Annotated in this window: 14 protein-coding genes; 4 read left to right on the forward strand and 10 right to left on the reverse strand. The window is 61.9% G+C overall.

Features of this window, described 5'->3' with window-relative positions:
- Positions 1 to 189 precede the first annotated feature (189 nt).
- From folK to dksA, 4 genes are all read right to left on the reverse strand, one after another.
- The gene (gene folK, locus BTW07_RS15555; protein ID WP_075571093.1) at positions 190 to 687 is read right to left on the reverse strand and encodes a 2-amino-4-hydroxy-6-hydroxymethyldihydropteridine diphosphokinase; all 498 of its coding nucleotides are present in this window, start codon (positions 685 to 687) and stop codon (positions 190 to 192) included.
- Complete coding sequence (gene pcnB / locus BTW07_RS15560; RefSeq protein ID WP_075571094.1) at positions 680 to 2,122, reverse strand: polynucleotide adenylyltransferase PcnB; 1,443 nt, start codon at positions 2,120 to 2,122, stop codon at positions 680 to 682. The genes folK and pcnB overlap by 8 nt, the downstream gene beginning before the upstream one ends.
- Positions 2,123 to 3,350: 1,228 nt before the next feature.
- Positions 3,351 to 4,241, reverse strand: a complete 891-nt coding sequence (gene gluQRS / locus BTW07_RS15565) for a tRNA glutamyl-Q(34) synthetase GluQRS (RefSeq protein ID WP_075571095.1) — start codon at positions 4,239 to 4,241, stop codon at positions 3,351 to 3,353.
- Positions 4,242 to 4,334: 93 nt separating this feature from the next.
- Positions 4,335 to 4,772, reverse strand: a complete 438-nt coding sequence (dksA, locus tag BTW07_RS15570) for an RNA polymerase-binding protein DksA (protein WP_075571096.1) — start codon at positions 4,770 to 4,772, stop codon at positions 4,335 to 4,337.
- A gap of 260 nt (positions 4,773 to 5,032) precedes the next feature.
- Here dksA and sfsA point away from each other — a divergent pair, with 260 nt between their 5' ends.
- Complete coding sequence (gene sfsA / locus BTW07_RS15575) at positions 5,033 to 5,794, forward strand: DNA/RNA nuclease SfsA (RefSeq protein ID WP_075571097.1); 762 nt, start codon at positions 5,033 to 5,035, stop codon at positions 5,792 to 5,794.
- Here the strand turns inward: sfsA and metW are convergent.
- The 5 genes from metW to BTW07_RS15600 form a co-directional block, all read right to left on the reverse strand.
- A complete protein-coding gene (gene metW / locus BTW07_RS15580; protein WP_075571098.1) occupies positions 5,791 to 6,387 on the reverse strand; it encodes a methionine biosynthesis protein MetW in 597 nt (198 codons plus the stop codon). The two genes, sfsA and metW, sit on opposite strands and share 4 nt — an antisense overlap.
- Complete coding sequence (metX, locus tag BTW07_RS15585; protein WP_075571099.1) at positions 6,387 to 7,544, reverse strand: homoserine O-succinyltransferase MetX; 1,158 nt, start codon at positions 7,542 to 7,544, stop codon at positions 6,387 to 6,389. Before metX ends, metW begins: the two co-directional genes overlap by 1 nt.
- A gap of 155 nt (positions 7,545 to 7,699) precedes the next feature.
- Complete coding sequence (locus BTW07_RS15590) at positions 7,700 to 8,290, reverse strand: YggT family protein (RefSeq protein WP_075571100.1); 591 nt, start codon at positions 8,288 to 8,290, stop codon at positions 7,700 to 7,702.
- 58 nt (positions 8,291 to 8,348) lie between these two features.
- Positions 8,349 to 9,185, reverse strand: a complete 837-nt coding sequence (gene proC, locus BTW07_RS15595) for a pyrroline-5-carboxylate reductase (protein ID WP_075571101.1) — start codon at positions 9,183 to 9,185, stop codon at positions 8,349 to 8,351.
- A gap of 105 nt (positions 9,186 to 9,290) precedes the next feature.
- Positions 9,291 to 10,001, reverse strand: a complete 711-nt coding sequence (locus tag BTW07_RS15600; protein ID WP_075571102.1) for a YggS family pyridoxal phosphate-dependent enzyme — start codon at positions 9,999 to 10,001, stop codon at positions 9,291 to 9,293.
- 40 nt (positions 10,002 to 10,041) lie between these two features.
- Here BTW07_RS15600 and BTW07_RS15605 point away from each other — a divergent pair, with 40 nt between their 5' ends.
- Positions 10,042 to 11,076 carry a type IV pilus twitching motility protein PilT gene (locus tag BTW07_RS15605; protein ID WP_075571103.1) on the forward strand — a complete coding sequence of 345 codons (1,035 nt, stop codon included), beginning with the start codon at positions 10,042 to 10,044 and terminating at the stop codon, positions 11,074 to 11,076.
- Positions 11,077 to 11,107: 31 nt separating this feature from the next.
- Positions 11,108 to 12,241 carry a PilT/PilU family type 4a pilus ATPase gene (locus BTW07_RS15610; RefSeq protein WP_075571104.1) on the forward strand — a complete coding sequence of 378 codons (1,134 nt, stop codon included), beginning with the start codon at positions 11,108 to 11,110 and terminating at the stop codon, positions 12,239 to 12,241.
- 64 nt (positions 12,242 to 12,305) lie between these two features.
- Here the strand turns inward: BTW07_RS15610 and BTW07_RS15615 are convergent, their stop codons facing one another.
- A complete protein-coding gene (locus tag BTW07_RS15615; protein ID WP_075571105.1) occupies positions 12,306 to 13,421 on the reverse strand; it encodes an anhydro-N-acetylmuramic acid kinase in 1,116 nt (371 codons plus the stop codon).
- A gap of 149 nt (positions 13,422 to 13,570) precedes the next feature.
- Between BTW07_RS15615 and tyrS the strand changes: the two genes are divergently transcribed.
- Positions 13,571 to 14,770, forward strand: a complete 1,200-nt coding sequence (tyrS, locus tag BTW07_RS15620; protein WP_075571106.1) for a tyrosine--tRNA ligase — start codon at positions 13,571 to 13,573, stop codon at positions 14,768 to 14,770.
- Positions 14,771 to 15,259: the final 489 nt, after the last annotated feature.

Below are 15,259 nucleotides of genomic sequence, written 5' to 3' on the forward strand. Positions count from 1 at the left end.
GATGGCGAGACCGCCGGCCGACATCGGCTGCCTCGCCCGATACCGCCGCGTGGGGCTACGAGTTAACGCATTCTGAGGCGGGTGCGGAGCCGAGTGCGAGCGGCTGTCGAGCAGGGAGTGTAATGGGTTGTCGACAAGACGCAACACGACGTTGGCGGCATGGGGGCTTCATGGATCGGCACACCCGATTCATGGTGTCAGCCGAGTCAGCGTCTGGTCCGAGAGCCTGGCGGCAAGAGTCAGCGGCGATTGGCCATCGATGGAGAGCGTCGGGGCAATTTCAGCCAGCGGTTCGAGCACGAATCGGCGATGGCGCATCTGCGGGTGGGGCAGCGTCAGGCGGGGCGAGTGTCGCTCGAGGCCCGCATACCACAACAGATCCAGATCCAGCGTGCGCGGCCCCCAGTGGCGATTGCGCACCCGGCGATGGCGCTGCTCGAGCGCCTGGAGCTGATCGAGTAGCGCCAGCGGCGAGAGCCGGGTGCGGATCGCGGCGACGGCGTTGATGAAATCGGGCTGATCCTGCGGGCCGACGGGAGCACTGGTATAGAGCGACGAGCGTGCGACGCACTCGCTCAGAGGCAGCGACCCCAGGGCCGAAAGCGCTCGTTCCAGCTGATCCCGTGGCGCTTCCAGATTGCTGCCGAGGCCAATGTAGGCCAGGGCCGGGCGCTGGCGTTCAGTCATCCAGCGTCGGAGGGGTCGGCTTGTTGGTCGGACGCCGGCGCTTGCGCGGGCGGCGTCGGCGCGGCTTGGAACCAGGCCCGGCAGCGGGGGTGGCAGCGTTGCCGCCACCGGTAGTTGCCATCAGCTCCCGCTGGCCCTCTTCGTCGGCCTGCTGGAACTGGGTCCACCATTCGCCGAGCCCGGGGGATATCTCGCCAGCTTCCTCACGCAGCAGCAGGAAGTCATAGGCAGCCCGAAAACGCGGATGTTCCAGTGTCTGGAATACCCGACGCCCGCGGCGGCGAGGGAGCTGCTGCTGCAGATCCCAGATGTCGCGCATCGGCATGCTGAAGCGCTTGGGAATCGAGGTATGCTGCAGCTGCCGAGTGATGACCTGTTGCGCCGCGGCCTGTTGTGCCGGGATGTCCGGCAGGTCCTGCTCGTGGGCGACACGCAGCGTGCGTTGCTGTACGCAGGGCCATAGCAGGGCACCAAACAGAAACGCGGGCGTAACCGGCCGATCCTGGGCAATCCGCGCATCGGTATTGGCCAGCGCCTGTTCGACGAGCGCGACCGCCCAGGGCTGCTGGTCGAGCACTTCATCGCTTTCCGGAAACAGCATGGCGAACAGCCCGCGTTCACGCAGTACGCGAAAGCTCTGCAGGGCGTGGCCTGACAGAAACAGCTTGAGCACTTCCTCGAACAGTCTTGCCGGGGGAATCTGCAGCAACAGCGGGGCCAGTTCGCGGATCGGTGCCTCGGTCTCCTCGGCGATCCGAAAATCGAGCTTGGCGGCGAAACGGGCCGCTCGCAGCATGCGTACCGGATCTTCGCGATAGCGGGTTTCCGGATCACCGATCATGCGCAGAACGCGGTCCTCGAGATCCTGAAGGCCGCCAGTCCAATCGTGGATCGCGAAATCGGTGACGCTGTAATAAAGCGCGTTGACGGTGAAGTCGCGGCGGATCGCGTCCTCTTCGACGCTGCCCCAGACATTGTCGCGGAGCAGCAAGCCTTCATCCGACTGCTGGCTGTGATTGCCGGCGTGTTCTTCGCCGTGGCGGCCACGGAAAGTCGTGACTTCGATGACCTCGCGGCCGAAACGTACGTGAACGATCCGAAATCGACGGCCGATGATGCGGGAGTTGCGAAATAGCTGACGCACCTCGTCCGGCGTCGCATTGGTCGCGACGTCGAAATCCTTGGGTCGATTGCCGAGTAGCGAGTCGCGAATACAGCCGCCGACCAGATAGGCATCGTAGCCGGCACCATTGAGCCGGTACAGCACCTTGAGCGCGCTCTCGCTGAGGTTCTGGCGCGAGACATTATGTTCGTCGCGAGGCAGGACTTGTCGGGTAGGCGTTGTGTCTTCGGCAGCTGACGCGGATTCCGGGCCGAAGAAAGTCTTCAAACGTTCACCGGGACGTTGGAGAAAGCGGGAAAATCCTTTGAACATGCGGCGAAATCGACTCGCGAGGTAGCAAAACTCCAGTGTAGCGGAGCCCAGCAGGCTTGCAAAGGCAGGCGGGCGCTACCGGGTGGCTGAAAAAGTTTCGGAACAGGTCGATTGACGGGGGATGGAGGGGATAAGTCACAGCGGGAAGACGGTAGCGAACCATCCGTTTAATACCGGCATCGTTGACGGACGCCGCTTGGCGTCATTGGCCGGCGGGGCCGACAGTGCGGGCGGAAGTGATGTCGGTAATCGGCGGGCTAAGTTGTCATCAGGTTAACCAATATCAGGTTAACAAATATCAGGTTAACCAATATCAGGTTAACCAATATCAGGTTAACTAATCATCGGGTTAACTAATAAGCGGGCTCACTCACTAGCGTGGCCAGTAATCAGTTTGCTGAGCAAGTCAGTGCGTTCGGTAGGTTAAGTGCGCTCAGTAAAAAGGGAGACCCGGCGGGTCTCCCTTCGTAAGCATGCTTCGCAACGTCCATGCCGCTTCTTCTTGTTCGTGATGGCGCATCGCCTTGAATACGCACCACAGTCGCTGAACGATAGTGCAGTCACTGGCTTGTCGTTGTCAGCTTTGCTGTGTAGCGACCACCTCGTATTCAAAACAATAATCCAACCACGACAGGCAATGCCCTCTCTCGGTTCTTGTCGTTGTTCCGAGAAGTCTTCGGGTCACCGGGAGGCTTGTTGTTGTTGCCCGTTGATGAAGATCGTCGCGTCCTGATTTTGCATCGGCTCGAGAACGATTGTTGTTGTTCGTGTTCTCGTTCGCATGCTGCCCATGTTGTCGTTATTGGGTCAGTGGCGATCTGCCTTCCTAGGTTGAGTGCCGTCTTGTTGTTGTTGTGGGCTTTTGGGGACTTCCGATCAAAGATTGTTGTTGGGTTGGATCGGCACCCGCTGTTGTTTTTCTTGTCTTAGGTACTGCACTTGCCGTGCCACTCCATATTTTTTTCAGGTAAAACATGCAGTTAATGGATTTCTGTCACATCAGTTCGTTTTGCGATCCGATTCCCGTATGACCCAGGTGATTCATGAGGGGGCATCTGGGGGGCGCAGTGCCTGCTTGTGGTGCATCCCTTGGCGCAATGGCGACAGGGTGGCGCAAAACGACGCGAGTTTCGCTTAGACAATAGTCTTCAATCGAAAGAGGGAGCCGGTTTTGGCCTGCCTCGAGAGCGTTGGCGTAGGGGAAAACCGCTGAAACACGGATGGGCGATCAGTGAAGATCGCGGGTGGGTGTCGCCGTCAATGCCTCGGGCGCCCAGTGTCGGCTGGCATGCGCGAGTTGCATGGCGACAGGCGCCTCGCGCAGTTCGGGCGGTGGTTGCTGGTCGAGCAGCTGCAGTGCGTGGTAGAGCAGCGGTCGAGCCTTTACGGGGTCGTCGGGGATGGCGGTCGCGAGATTCTGTTTGGATAGCTTCTGGCCGTCGCTGCCCAGAATCAATGGCATGTGCAGATAGCGCGGCTCGGGGTAATCCAGCGCCGACTGGAGTTGTCGCTGCCAGGGTGTGTTGTCGAGCAGATCGTAACCGCGAACGATATCGGTGACGCCCTGGTCCGCATCATCGACCACCACGGCCAGTTGGTAGGCCCATAGGCCATCCTTGCGCTTGATGACCACGTCGCCCTGACCGGAAGGATCGAGACATTGGCGGCCAAACAGCCGATCCTGCCAGATTATCGGTTGCACGCCCTTGTCGGTGCGCAGACGCCAGGCCTGCTTGCGTTCGGGATGCCGCGAGCCGTGACGGCACCAACCCGGATAGTGATCATGCTGCTGCCATTCCCGCCGCGAACAGCCGCAGGGATAGGCCATGCCGTCGACGATCAGCCGGTCCAGCGCTGCCTGATAGGCTGCCCCGCGATCGCTCTGATAACGGATCTCGCCATCCCAGGTCAGACCGAAGGCTTCCAGTTGGCGCCGAATGACGTCGTCGGTGCCGGATGGGCATCGCGGCGGATCGATATCCTCGAGGCGCAGCAGCCAGCGCCCCTCGACGGCACGCGCATCGAGCCAGCTACCCAGTGCCGCGACCAGCGAACCCAGGTGCAGCGGCCCTGAGGGCGTGGGAGCGAAGCGTCCAGTGTAGCGCTTGGCAGAGGTCATCAGGATTCCAGCGGCGATCGATATCGAACAACGGAAAACAAGACGGGCACCGATCAAGGTGCCCGTCGTATCAGACAGTGTCCCGCACTGCGATCAGCCGCCGAGCTGCTTCTCCTTGAGCTCGGCCAGCGTCTTGCAGTCGACACACAGCGTGGCGGTGGGACGCGCTTCGAGGCGGCGAATGCCGATCTCGACGCCGCAGGCCTCGCAGAAACCGTAATCGTCTTCGTCGATCTTCTCGATCGTTTCGTTGATTTTCTTGAGCAGTTTGCGCTCGCGATCCCGCGTTCGCAGTTCCAGGCTGAACCCTTCCTCCTGCGTGGCGCGATCGGCAGGATCGGCGAAGTTATTGGCCTCTTCCTGCAAGTGGCGAACCGTACGGTCGACTTCTTCCATCAGATCCTGCTTCCAGCCCAGAAGGATCTCACGGAAATGCGCAAGTTGTTTTTCATTCATATACTCTTCACCCGGCGCCGGCTGGTACGGGGTGAATTGGCTAGGCGCTTCCGCTTTCTTTTCCGCTACTGGCATGGGGGCTGCCTCGTTACGCAAGTGTCGTGACGCGTTCAATCTGGCCGAGGATCGGCCGGGGCAGCGTCTGCCACTGCCCGAAGCCATGCTTATTTAGCGAAAAAGTTGCCGGTTTGCAACCGAATGGGCGCTTTATTTTTCTCATCCCCGGGGCGTGAAACCGGGGAATCGAGCTGTCATCCGCCGGGCAGGCGCCGGCAGCGACGGTTTGGCCTTCCAACCGATTCCTTCGAATCCAATGCTTTCTGGATCCGCACTGCATGAATTATCCCGCTCTCGTCCCCGGCGTGCTGTTACGACGCTACAAACGCTTCCTGGCCGATATCGAACTCGACGATGGTCGCCAGGTCATCGCGCACTGTCCAAATACGGGCTCGATGCGTGCCGTCAATGTTCCCGGCTGTCGGGTATGGCTCTCCGAGAGTACGAATCCGGCACGCAAGCTGGGCTGGACCTGGGAGCTGATCGAATTGCCCGATGGGAAGGGCGGGGTCGATCTCGTCTCGGTACACACCGGACGCGCCAATGCGCTGGTGGAGGCAGCGCTACGGGGCAGTCTCGTTCCCGAACTGGCCGGCTTCAGCGAGCTCAAGCGCGAGGTCAGCGTCGAGGGCGCCAGGCTCGATTTCCGGTTGAGAGAGGCGGAAGCGGGCGACATCTATGTCGAGGTCAAGCAGGTCACGCTGAAGGAAAGCGACGGCCACGGCTATTTTCCCGATTCGGTCAGCGAGCGTGGCCGGCGCCATCTCGAGGTGCTCGCCGAGCTGGTCGATCAGGGCCATCGAGGCGTGCTGCTGTTCTGCGTGGCGCACACCGGCATCGAGGACGTGGCTCCGGCTGCGCACCTCGATCCGGTCTATGCGCGAACGCTGGCTGCGGTGGCTGATCGCGGCGTGGAGGTCCTGGCCTATGGCTGCCGGGTGACATGGGAGCACGGGCGTCCCGGCGCAATGATGCTGGATCGCCGGCTGCCCGTGGATCTCGAACGTCGCGGGTTCGCGGCCGAGATGGCGCCTGGCTAGCGACCGCGCCGGACACGGAAGATTGCCGTTTCGCCAAACAGATTGGGCCAGAGCCGCGATGTCCAGTGCCCTTCGTGATCGGCACTGCCGACCGCTTCGTCGACGATGGTGACGCCCTTGTCGCGACACAGGCCGGCGAAGTCCTGAAACGTCGACAGGTGGATGTTGGGCGTGTCGTACCAGGCGTGCGGCAGCGAACGCGAGACCGGCATGCGACCGCGAAAGGTCAGATGCAGGCGATGCTTCCAGTAGGCGAAGTTGGGGAAGGCGATGATGCACTCCGGCGCGACCCGGAGCATTTCGTCGAGCATGGTATCCGGGCGGCGTAGTGCCTGCAGCGCCTGGGTCATGATCACCAGATCGCAGGCATCATCGACGAAATTGCCCAGGCCATCGTCGAGATTCTGTTCGAGTACGTTGACGCCCTTGCCGAGGCAGGCTGCGATCCCGTCGGCGTCGATCTCGAGGCCGTAGCCGGTGACGTTCTTGTGACGTGCCAGCGCTGCCAGCAGGGTGCCGTCGCCGCAGCCGAGGTCGAGAATGCGAGCGTTGTCGGGTACCCAGTCGTAGATCAGTTCGAGATCTGCGCGCATCAGGCTGTCTCCCCGGAGATATCGGCGTGGATGCGCCGCATGTAGCTGCCGAAAACGGCTTCATATTGATCGTTGGGCAGCAGAAAGGCGTCGTGACCGTGGGGCGAATCGACGTTGATGTAGCTGACTGCCTTGCCGGCTCGCAGTAGCGCGCTGACCAGTTCCCGTGAGCGGGCCGGAGCGAAGCGCCAGTCGGTGGTGAAGCTGATGACCAGAAAGGGGCACGCCGCTGGCGACAGTGCCGCCGCCAGGTCGCCGTCGTGCTGGCCGGCGGGATCGAAGTAATCCAGCGCCTTGGTCATCAGCAGATACGTATTGGCATCGAAGCGGGTCGAGAAGGTATCGCCCTGATGGCGCAGATAGGACTCGACCTGAAATTCGACATCGTAGCCGAAGTTCAGTTGATCGCTACGCAGGTCGCGACCGAACCGCGACCCCATCGAATGCTCCGACAGATAGGTGATGTGGCCGATCATCCTGGCCAGTTTCAAGCCGAGCTTGGGGATGGCATCGTGATCGGCGTACCAGCCATCGTGGAAATCCGGATCCGAGCGTATGGCCTGGCGGGCCACCTCGTTGAAGGCGATGTTCTGCGCCGACAGGCGCGGAGTGGCGGCGATCACGGCGACGTTGGCGACACGCTCGGGGTAGGCCATCGTCCACTGCATCGCCTGCATGCCGCCCAGACTGCCGCCGACCACGGCGGCGAAACGCTCGATGCCGAGCCGATCTGCCAGGCGCGCCTGACTGTGGACCCAGTCCGCCACCGTCATCACGGGAAACGTGGGCCCCCACTGGTGTCCGGTCTGCGGATCGATGCTGGCGGGGCCGGTACTGCCGTGACAGCCGCCCAGGTTGTTGAGGGAAACGACGAAGAAGCGATCGGTATCGATCACCTTGCCGGGCCCGATGTAGGCGTCCCACCATCCGGGCTTGTGCTCATCGACGGTATGGTAGCCCGCCGCGTGATGGTGGCCGGAAAGCGCATGACAGATCAGCACCGCGTTGGTGTGCTCGGCATTGAGCGTGCCGTAGGTCTCGTAGACCAGGTCGAAACGTTCGAGCGTCTTGCCGCAGGCCAGTGCCAGCGGGGACTCGAATGTCGCGGTCTGCGGCGTGACCAGACCGACGGAGTCGGATGGAAAGGAAGCGGACATGAAACGGGGTAGTCTCCAGGTTCAGCGAGGACACACGATTGATGCACATCGATGTGTGCCCGAGCGCCGCCAGGCGCTATCCGGTAGCGGCCCGAAACCGGATGCGGGCCATTCTCGAGTCGTAGATTGCTGGCGGCGGTGACGACAGCTCAGTCCTAGAAGCCGACCAATGCCCCCGGCAGGCCGGCCGCACGGGCCAGCGAGCCGACGACGACGCTGTCGAGCAGATTGATGGCGATGAACACCACGATCGGCGACAGATCGATCATGCCCAGCGGCGGAATCACGCGGCGTACCGGTGCCATGATCGGTTCTACGATCTGCATTACCAGCAGCGCGCCGGGATGACTGGCTTGCGGCGCCACCCAGCTCAGAATGATCATGATGATCAGCGCGAAGAAGTAGATCTTGAGAATCGCATTGAGCACGCCGGCGATGCCCGCCAGCAGCAGGCCCTGGAGCGGGGGCATGCCGAAACCGGCGAGCTGGAAGATAGCGGTGATCACGATGATCTTGAGCAGAAAACCCACGAACAGCGTGGCGATATCGATCCGGCCGAGCGGGCGCAGAATCTTCTGCACCGGGGCAACTACTGGCTGCGTTGCCTTGACGATCCCCTGGCTCAAGGGGTTGTAGTAGTCCGCCTGCGAGAATTGCAGCAAAAAGCGCAGCATCAGCACAAACAGATAGATGTTGACCAGTGTGTTGACCAGCATCAGGCCGGCGCTTCCCAGATTACTGCCCATTACGTTCTCCTAGTGATTCGGCGGATTCCATTTCGTCTCGGTTCAATCCCGATCTGACTTACTTCGACAACTCGCGCGACAGCTCGCGGGCGCGTTCGGCGCAGGCCTGAGTCGCGCGCCCCACGATATCCGCCAGACCTGCCTCCTCGAACGTTTGGATCGCGCGCTCGGTAGTGCCGTTGGGGGAGGTGACGCGCCGACGCAGCTCGGCGGGGTCGAATACGCTTTCCCGCGCCATCTTGGCGGCGCCGAACGCGGTCTGCAATGCCAGGCGGCGAGCGCTCTCGGTGGACAGGCCCAGTTCGACGCCGGCCGCCTCCAGTGACTCCATGAACAGAAAGAAGTAGGCCGGGCCGCTACCTGAAATCGCCGTGACAGCCTCGATCTGCGCTTCCTGCTCGACCCACTCGACCAGCCCCACCGATGTCAGCAGCTCGGCGACGAGTTGGCGCTGAGCATCGCTGACGCGGGCGTTGGCGTAAAGACCACTGGCGCCGGCGCCGACCAGTGAGGGCGTGTTGGGCATGCAGCGAATCACGGCCAGATCGCCTCCCAGCCAGTTGTCCAGCGTCGCGGCGTCGAGCCCGGCCGCCACCGAAACGATGAGTGGACGACGTGCCTGAACGGACTCGCGTAGCGACAGACAGAGATCGCGCATCATCTGCGGCTTGACCGCCAGAACCACGACATCGGCCTGCTGTACCGCGGCCAGATTGTCCTGCATCGTGCGGATGCCGTAGCGCTGGCTGATGTCGTCGCGTTTTTCCTGACTACGCGACGTGGCGACGATCGCCTCGGCGGGGTATCCGCTGTCGAGCATGCCACCAAAGATGGCGCTGGCCATGTTGCCGGCACCGATGAAGGCGATCCGGCTGGGCTGTGGCGAGTCGTTCATGGCAGAGTCCTTTGAAAATGCTTTTGGATAATTCTGTTGGAAGCGGCTTGGGAAAGTCTGTGAGAGAGGCCGTGACGTCATGAGCGTGTAAGGGCGACGGCGCGCTCACTCTCCTGACGGCGGTCGGCTGCCGAAAATGGCGGTCCCCAGGCGAACGATCGTGGCGCCCTCCGCGATGGCCGCTTCCAGATCGCCGCTCATGCCCATCGAGAGCGTGTCCAGTCGGGCCTCGGGGAAGCGCTCTTGCAGTTCGGCGAAAGCGGTTGCGAGCTGACGGAAAGCGTGACGCTGCTGCCGGAAATCGTCACTGGGCGCAGGCAGTGCCATCAGCCCGCGCAGCCGAATCCCGGGGAGCGACAGCAGCGTCTCGGCGAGTGCCGGCAGGTCAGCGAGCGCAACCCCCGACTTGCTGGATTCGCCGCTGATATTGAGCTGCAGGCAGACGTTGATCGCTTCGAGTTCGGCCGGGCGCTGCTCGGAAAGCCGCCGGGCGATCTTCTCTCGGTCGACGCCATGCACCCAGTCGAAATGTTCGGCCACGTCGCGGGTCTTGTTCGACTGCAGCGCGCCAATGAAATGCCATTCGATGTCGTCGAGATCGGCGAGCGCCTGCCGCTTTTCCAGCGCTTCCTGCAGGTAGTTCTCGCCGAAGGCGCGTTGACCGGCGAGATAGGCCTGACGCAGCATGTCTGCTGGTTTGGTCTTGCTGACGGCAAGCAGGCGCGCGGCATCATCCGGGCGACCGGCCGCGGACAGCGCCGCCTGAAGACGCTCACGGGCGCTTGAGAGGGATTCGGACACCGACGCTTCTGGCATACTGTATGTCGACCTTACGCAGGGGATCGAATAAAAACCCATGGATATTACCGAACTGCTGGCGTTCTCGGCAAAGCACGACGCCTCCGACCTGCATCTTTCGGCTGGATTGCCGCCCATGATACGGGTAGATGGCGACATGCGCCGTCTCAACGTGCCGGCACTCGACGACAGTCAGGTGCGCCGGCTCATCTACGATGTCATGAATGATCGTCAGCGCCGCGACTTCGAGGCCGTTCTCGAGACCGATTTTTCGTTCGAGGTCACCGGTGTCTCGCGGTTTCGCGTCAACGCGTTTACGCAGGGGCGCGGGGCCGGCGCGGTCTTCCGAACCATCCCCAGCAACGTGCTGACACTCTATGATCTCGGGCTAGGTGACGTCTTCCGCCGCCTGGCGATGTTGCCACGAGGCCTGGTGCTGGTCACCGGGCCGACCGGCAGTGGCAAGTCGACGACGCTGGCGGCGATGATCGACTACATCAACAGCAATCGGCAGGAGCACATCCTCACTATCGAGGATCCGATCGAATTCGTGCACGAAAGCAAGCGCTGTCTGGTCAATCAGCGGGAAGTGCATCGCGATACCAAGGGCTTTGCGCCCGCGTTGCGGTCGGCCTTGCGCGAAGACCCGGACGTGATTCTGGTAGGCGAGCTGCGGGACCTGGAGACCATCCGTCTGGCATTGACGGCGGCCGAGACCGGACATCTGGTATTCGGTACCCTGCACACCACCTCGGCGGCCAAGACCATCGATCGGATCATCGACGTGTTCCCGGGAGACGAGAAGGGTATGGTGCGCTCGATGTTGTCCGAATCGTTGCAGGCCGTGATTTCGCAGACGTTGCTCAAGCGCGAGGGCGGTGGCCGTGTCGCGGCCCATGAAATTCTCGTGGCCACCGCGGCGATTCGCAATCTGGTTCGGGAAGGCAAGGTCGCGCAGATGTACTCGGCGATTCAGACCGGCGGCAGTTTGGGGATGCAGACGCTGGACGCGGCGCTATCCCAACTGGTGGCCGATGGCGTGGTGACGCGCCAGGAAGCCCATGCCAAATCGCGCGCCGGACTCGATCAATGAGTTCGTCCCGGATTCAGCTACCAGGAATGACATGACACCCTCTCAATGGTTTGAGCAACTCCTCGACATCATGCTGGCCAAGCAGGCCTCGGATCTGCTGATCTCGACCGGTGCACCACCCTGTCTGAAGCTGGATGGCAAGCTGATGGCGCTGGGCGACGTGCCGTTGCAGCCGGATCAGGTTCGCGAGCTGGTGGCTGTCGCCCTGCCCCAGGGGCGCCGGGAGGCGTTCGAGGCCGAACACGAAGCCAATTTCGCCTTGAGCCTGAGCGGCAAGGGGCGCTTTCGGATCAGCGCGTTCTTTCAGCGTAGCCAGCCGGCCATGGTCGTGCGGCGGATCGCCTTCGATATCCCCGATCTCGAGTCGCTGGGGTTGCCGGAAGTGACGGCAACGCTGGCCTCGATCCGGCGCGGGCTGGTGCTGGTGGTCGGCGGTACCGGCAGCGGCAAGTCGACGACGCTGGCGTCGATGATCCAGCATCGCAACCGCACGGTCGGCGGCCATATCATCTGTATCGAAGACCCGATCGAGTACATGCATCCGCACCAGCGCGGCATCATCAATCAGCGGGAAGTGGGCATCGATACCGAATCCTACGAAGTCGCATTGAAGAATGCTCTGCGTCAGGCCCCCGATGTGATCATGATCGGCGAGATTCGAAGCCGCGATACCATGGAACTGGCGCTCAGTTTTGCAGAAACCGGGCATCTGTGTCTGGCCACGCTTCACGCCAACAGCGCCGACCAGGCGATCGAGCGCATTCTCAGTCTGTTTCCGCCATCGCGGCAGGAACAGGTATGGATGGATCTGTCGCTCAACCTGCGCGCCGTGGTTGCCCAGCGTCTTCTGCCGCGACAGGATGGGACCGGACGCTGCGTCGCGACCGAGGTTCTGCTCAAGTCGCCGCTGATCAGCGAGTTGATCCGGCGTGGCGAAGTGGCTGAACTGAAGGATCTGATGCGGCGTTCCCGCGAGCAGGGCATGCAGACCTTCGATCAGTCGCTCCATGAGCTGTTCCGGCGCGGGGATATCAGTGAAGACCTGGCACTGGCTCACGCCGATTCGGCCAACGATCTACGCATGCTGATCAAATTCGATGAGCGCCGACAGCCCGGTGAGAGAGATGACGACGGCGCGCGGTTTTCGCTGATCGACGACGAGTAATCCGGCCCCATGCCTGATTCGGGTGCCTTACGGGCAGAGGCCGAATCGGGTTGAGTGCCAATCATCAGGGCGCGTAGATGCCACCCAGAACGCGAGGGCCGCTGGCGCCGGTGACCTCCGGCAGATTGCCGGGCATTCGATGAATGCGGCGCCAGGCCAGCCAGGCGAAGGCCCCGGCTTCCAGCCAGTCGGCCGACCAGCCGAAGGCTTCACACCCCAGTACCGAGACTCCCGGGAGATGCGCCGCCAGACGCTGCATCAGATGGCCGTTGCGTGCGCCACCGCCGCAGACGATCAGATCCGTATTGAGGGACTCGACGAACCCGCGCGCAGCCTGTGCCACGCTCATTGCCGTCAATTCCACCAGCGTGGCCTGGACGTCGACGGCGGCTTCGTTGCCGCGCAGTCGATTTTCCACCCAGCCAAGATGAAACTGCTCCCGCCCCGTGCTCTTGGGTGGCGTGAGGTCGAAGTATGGCTCCTCCAGCAGGCGTTCGAGCAGGGCTTCATCGATCCTGCCGCTGGCGGCCCAGCGTCCGTCCTCGTCGATCGGACCTTGTCGATGTCGGACGTGCCAGGCATCGATCAGCAGGTTCGCCGGGCCGGTGTCGAAGCCGATGACCGGCAGCGATGACCCGATGGGACCAAGGCGGGTCAGATTGGCGATGCCGCCAAGGTTCAGGATCAGTCGAGTACGCGTCGTATCGGTAAACAGGGCCTGGTGAAAGATCGGCGCCAGTGGCGCGGCCTGACCGCCGGCCGCCATGTCACGACGACGGAAATCGGCGACGACCTGACAGCCGGTCAGTTCGGCCAGACGGCTCGGGTTGTCGAGTTGATAGGTGAAAGGCGCATCGGCATAGGGGGCGTGCTCGATGGTTTGCCCGTGACTGCCGATGGCAGCGATCGCCTCGGGAGGCAGATCGTGGCGGCACAGTAACTGGCGTACGGCTTCGGCCTGGTGGTCACAGAATGCACTCTCGGTCGCACCCAGCGCGGCGAAGCTCACCTGCGATGCCTGCGTCAGTTCGAGCAGCGCCTTTCGCAGCTCGATGCCCAGCGGGAGACACAGGGCATCGATCAGCCGCGGGCGTTGAGCCGCTTCGTCTGCGATCTCTACCAGTGCCGCATCGATGCCATCCAGGCTGGTGCCGGACATCAATCCCACGAACAGTGCCATGAATCTCTCCTTCGTCGTTGTGAACCCATGATATGAATCGATGACATCGTGCAGCGGCCCGGGCGGGCGGTGTCTCAACGGTCCTCGAAGACTCATGTTAAGATTGCCGCCTTTCAAGCCCGATAGCGTTGGTAATGGAGACGGATACGATGGCCGAGGTCGATGAAGCGCTGGCGTTGATCAAGCGCGGCACGCAGGAGATTCTGATCGAAGATGAGCTGGTGAAAAAGCTCGAATCCGGTCGCAAGCTCCGCATCAAGGCAGGCTTCGACCCCACGGCCCCCGATCTGCACCTGGGGCACAGTGTACTGCTGACCAAGATGCGCCAGTTCCAGGAGCTAGGTCATGAGGTGATCTTCCTGATCGGCGATTTCACCGGCCGGATCGGAGATCCCACCGGCAAGAACGTGACGCGCAAGCCGCTCACCGAAGAAGAGGTCAAGGCCAACGCCCAGACCTATCGCGAGCAGGTCTTCAAGATTCTCGATCCCGACAAGACCGAAGTTCGCTTCAACGCCGAATGGTTCGGCGAGATGTCCGCGGCGGACATGATCGAGCTCTCCGCGCAATCCACCGTGGCTCGCATGCTGGAGCGCGACGACTTCGAGAAACGTTATCGTGCCGGCCAGTCGATCTCGATTCACGAGTTTCTGTACCCCTTGGTGCAGGGTTACGACTCCGTCGCGTTGAAGGCGGACATCGAACTCGGGGGGACCGACCAGAAGTTCAACCTGCTGATGGGGCGCGAAATCCAGAAGCATTTCGGGCAGGAACCGCAGGTCGTCATCACCATGCCGTTGCTGGAAGGACTGGACGGCGTGCAGAAGATGTCCAAGTCGCTGAACAACTATATCGGTGTCGACGACACGCCGGGTGTCATGTTCAACAAGCTGGTGTCGATGCCGGACAGCCTGATCTGGCGCTACTTCGAATTGTTGTCGTTGAAATCCAACGAAGAGATCGAAGCGATTCGTCAGGAAATTGATGGAGGCGCCAACCCTCGTGATATCAAGATGGCCTTGGCCAGAGAGTTGATCACGCGTTATCACGGAGCAGAAGCGGCAGCTAATGCGCACCGTTCCGCAGGTAATCAGTTGGCGGAGGGAGAGCTGCCGGACGATCTGCCGGAAGTGACGGTCGACTTCGAAGGCGCGGCGCAAGCGCCGATCGCGGCCGTGCTCAATCGCGCCAACCTGGCTAATAACAGCGCCCAGGCCAAGGACATGCTCAGCAACGGTCGGGTCAAGGTCGATGGTGAAGTCGCCGCCAAGGACACCATGCTCGAGACGGGCAAGAGTTATGTGATCCAGGCGGGCAAGAAACGCTATGCCCGTGTCTCGCTTGGTTGAGTCAATAGTTGAATACGCTGAAACGCCCGCCCGGCGCGGGCGTCGTCGTTTTTGGCGGCAGGGGGTGGGGGCGAATGTCCAAAAAGTTGAGCGCGAGGGCTTGCCAAGACGCGGGCGGGTCCGTAAAGTACGCATCCGCTGCCGCCGAGACAGGTTCTCGGAGGCGGTGAAGAAGAAAGCCAAGCGTTTGATTTGATTGAAGAAATCGGTTGACGCAAGGCGGTGAGGCAGGCACAATCGCTTCCCAGTTCTTCGCAGGATCGGCACCACTGAGCAGCAACGGCGCCCGGCAGGATTCGACAGAAAAACGTTGACATCTTCGCCCAGATCCTTAAAATACGCCACTCCTTACGGCGAGCAAGAAAACAAGCGCTGACAAGCACTTGAAACCTTTCAGGCTCGTGGCGGAAGTCGCAAGACTCCCAAGTGGGAACGCTCTTTAACAATCGATCAGGTAATTGATGTGGGTGCTTGCTCTCGCGTGACGTC

It is taken from the genome of Salinicola socius, from assembly GCF_001937195.1.
Lineage (GTDB): Bacteria > Pseudomonadota > Gammaproteobacteria > Pseudomonadales > Halomonadaceae > Salinicola > Salinicola socius.

Excerpts from the sequence above, each read along its gene's own strand:
- BTW07_RS15610 (WP_075571104.1), top strand. The coding sequence starts at position 11,108 with ATGACACCCTCTCAATGGTTTGAGCAACTCCTCGACATCATGCTGGCC.
- metW (WP_075571098.1), bottom strand. The coding sequence starts at position 6,387 with ATGCGCGCAGATCTCGAACTGATCTACGACTGGGTACCCGACAACGCT.
- BTW07_RS15590 (WP_075571100.1), bottom strand. The coding sequence starts at position 8,290 with ATGGGCAGTAATCTGGGAAGCGCCGGCCTGATGCTGGTCAACACACTG.
- dksA (WP_075571096.1), bottom strand. The coding sequence starts at position 4,772 with ATGCCAGTAGCGGAAAAGAAAGCGGAAGCGCCTAGCCAATTCACCCCG.
- pcnB (WP_075571094.1), bottom strand. The coding sequence starts at position 2,122 with ATGTTCAAAGGATTTTCCCGCTTTCTCCAACGTCCCGGTGAACGTTTG.
- tyrS (WP_075571106.1), top strand. The coding sequence starts at position 13,571 with ATGGCCGAGGTCGATGAAGCGCTGGCGTTGATCAAGCGCGGCACGCAG.
- BTW07_RS15600 (WP_075571102.1), bottom strand. The coding sequence starts at position 10,001 with ATGCCAGAAGCGTCGGTGTCCGAATCCCTCTCAAGCGCCCGTGAGCGT.
- metX (WP_075571099.1), bottom strand. The coding sequence starts at position 7,544 with ATGTCCGCTTCCTTTCCATCCGACTCCGTCGGTCTGGTCACGCCGCAG.
- BTW07_RS15605 (WP_075571103.1), top strand. The coding sequence starts at position 10,042 with ATGGATATTACCGAACTGCTGGCGTTCTCGGCAAAGCACGACGCCTCC.
- sfsA (WP_075571097.1), top strand. The coding sequence starts at position 5,033 with ATGAATTATCCCGCTCTCGTCCCCGGCGTGCTGTTACGACGCTACAAA.
- folK (WP_075571093.1), bottom strand. The coding sequence starts at position 687 with ATGACTGAACGCCAGCGCCCGGCCCTGGCCTACATTGGCCTCGGCAGC.
- gluQRS (WP_075571095.1), bottom strand. The coding sequence starts at position 4,241 with ATGACCTCTGCCAAGCGCTACACTGGACGCTTCGCTCCCACGCCCTCA.
- proC (WP_075571101.1), bottom strand. The coding sequence starts at position 9,185 with ATGAACGACTCGCCACAGCCCAGCCGGATCGCCTTCATCGGTGCCGGC.
- BTW07_RS15615 (WP_075571105.1), bottom strand. The coding sequence starts at position 13,421 with ATGGCACTGTTCGTGGGATTGATGTCCGGCACCAGCCTGGATGGCATC.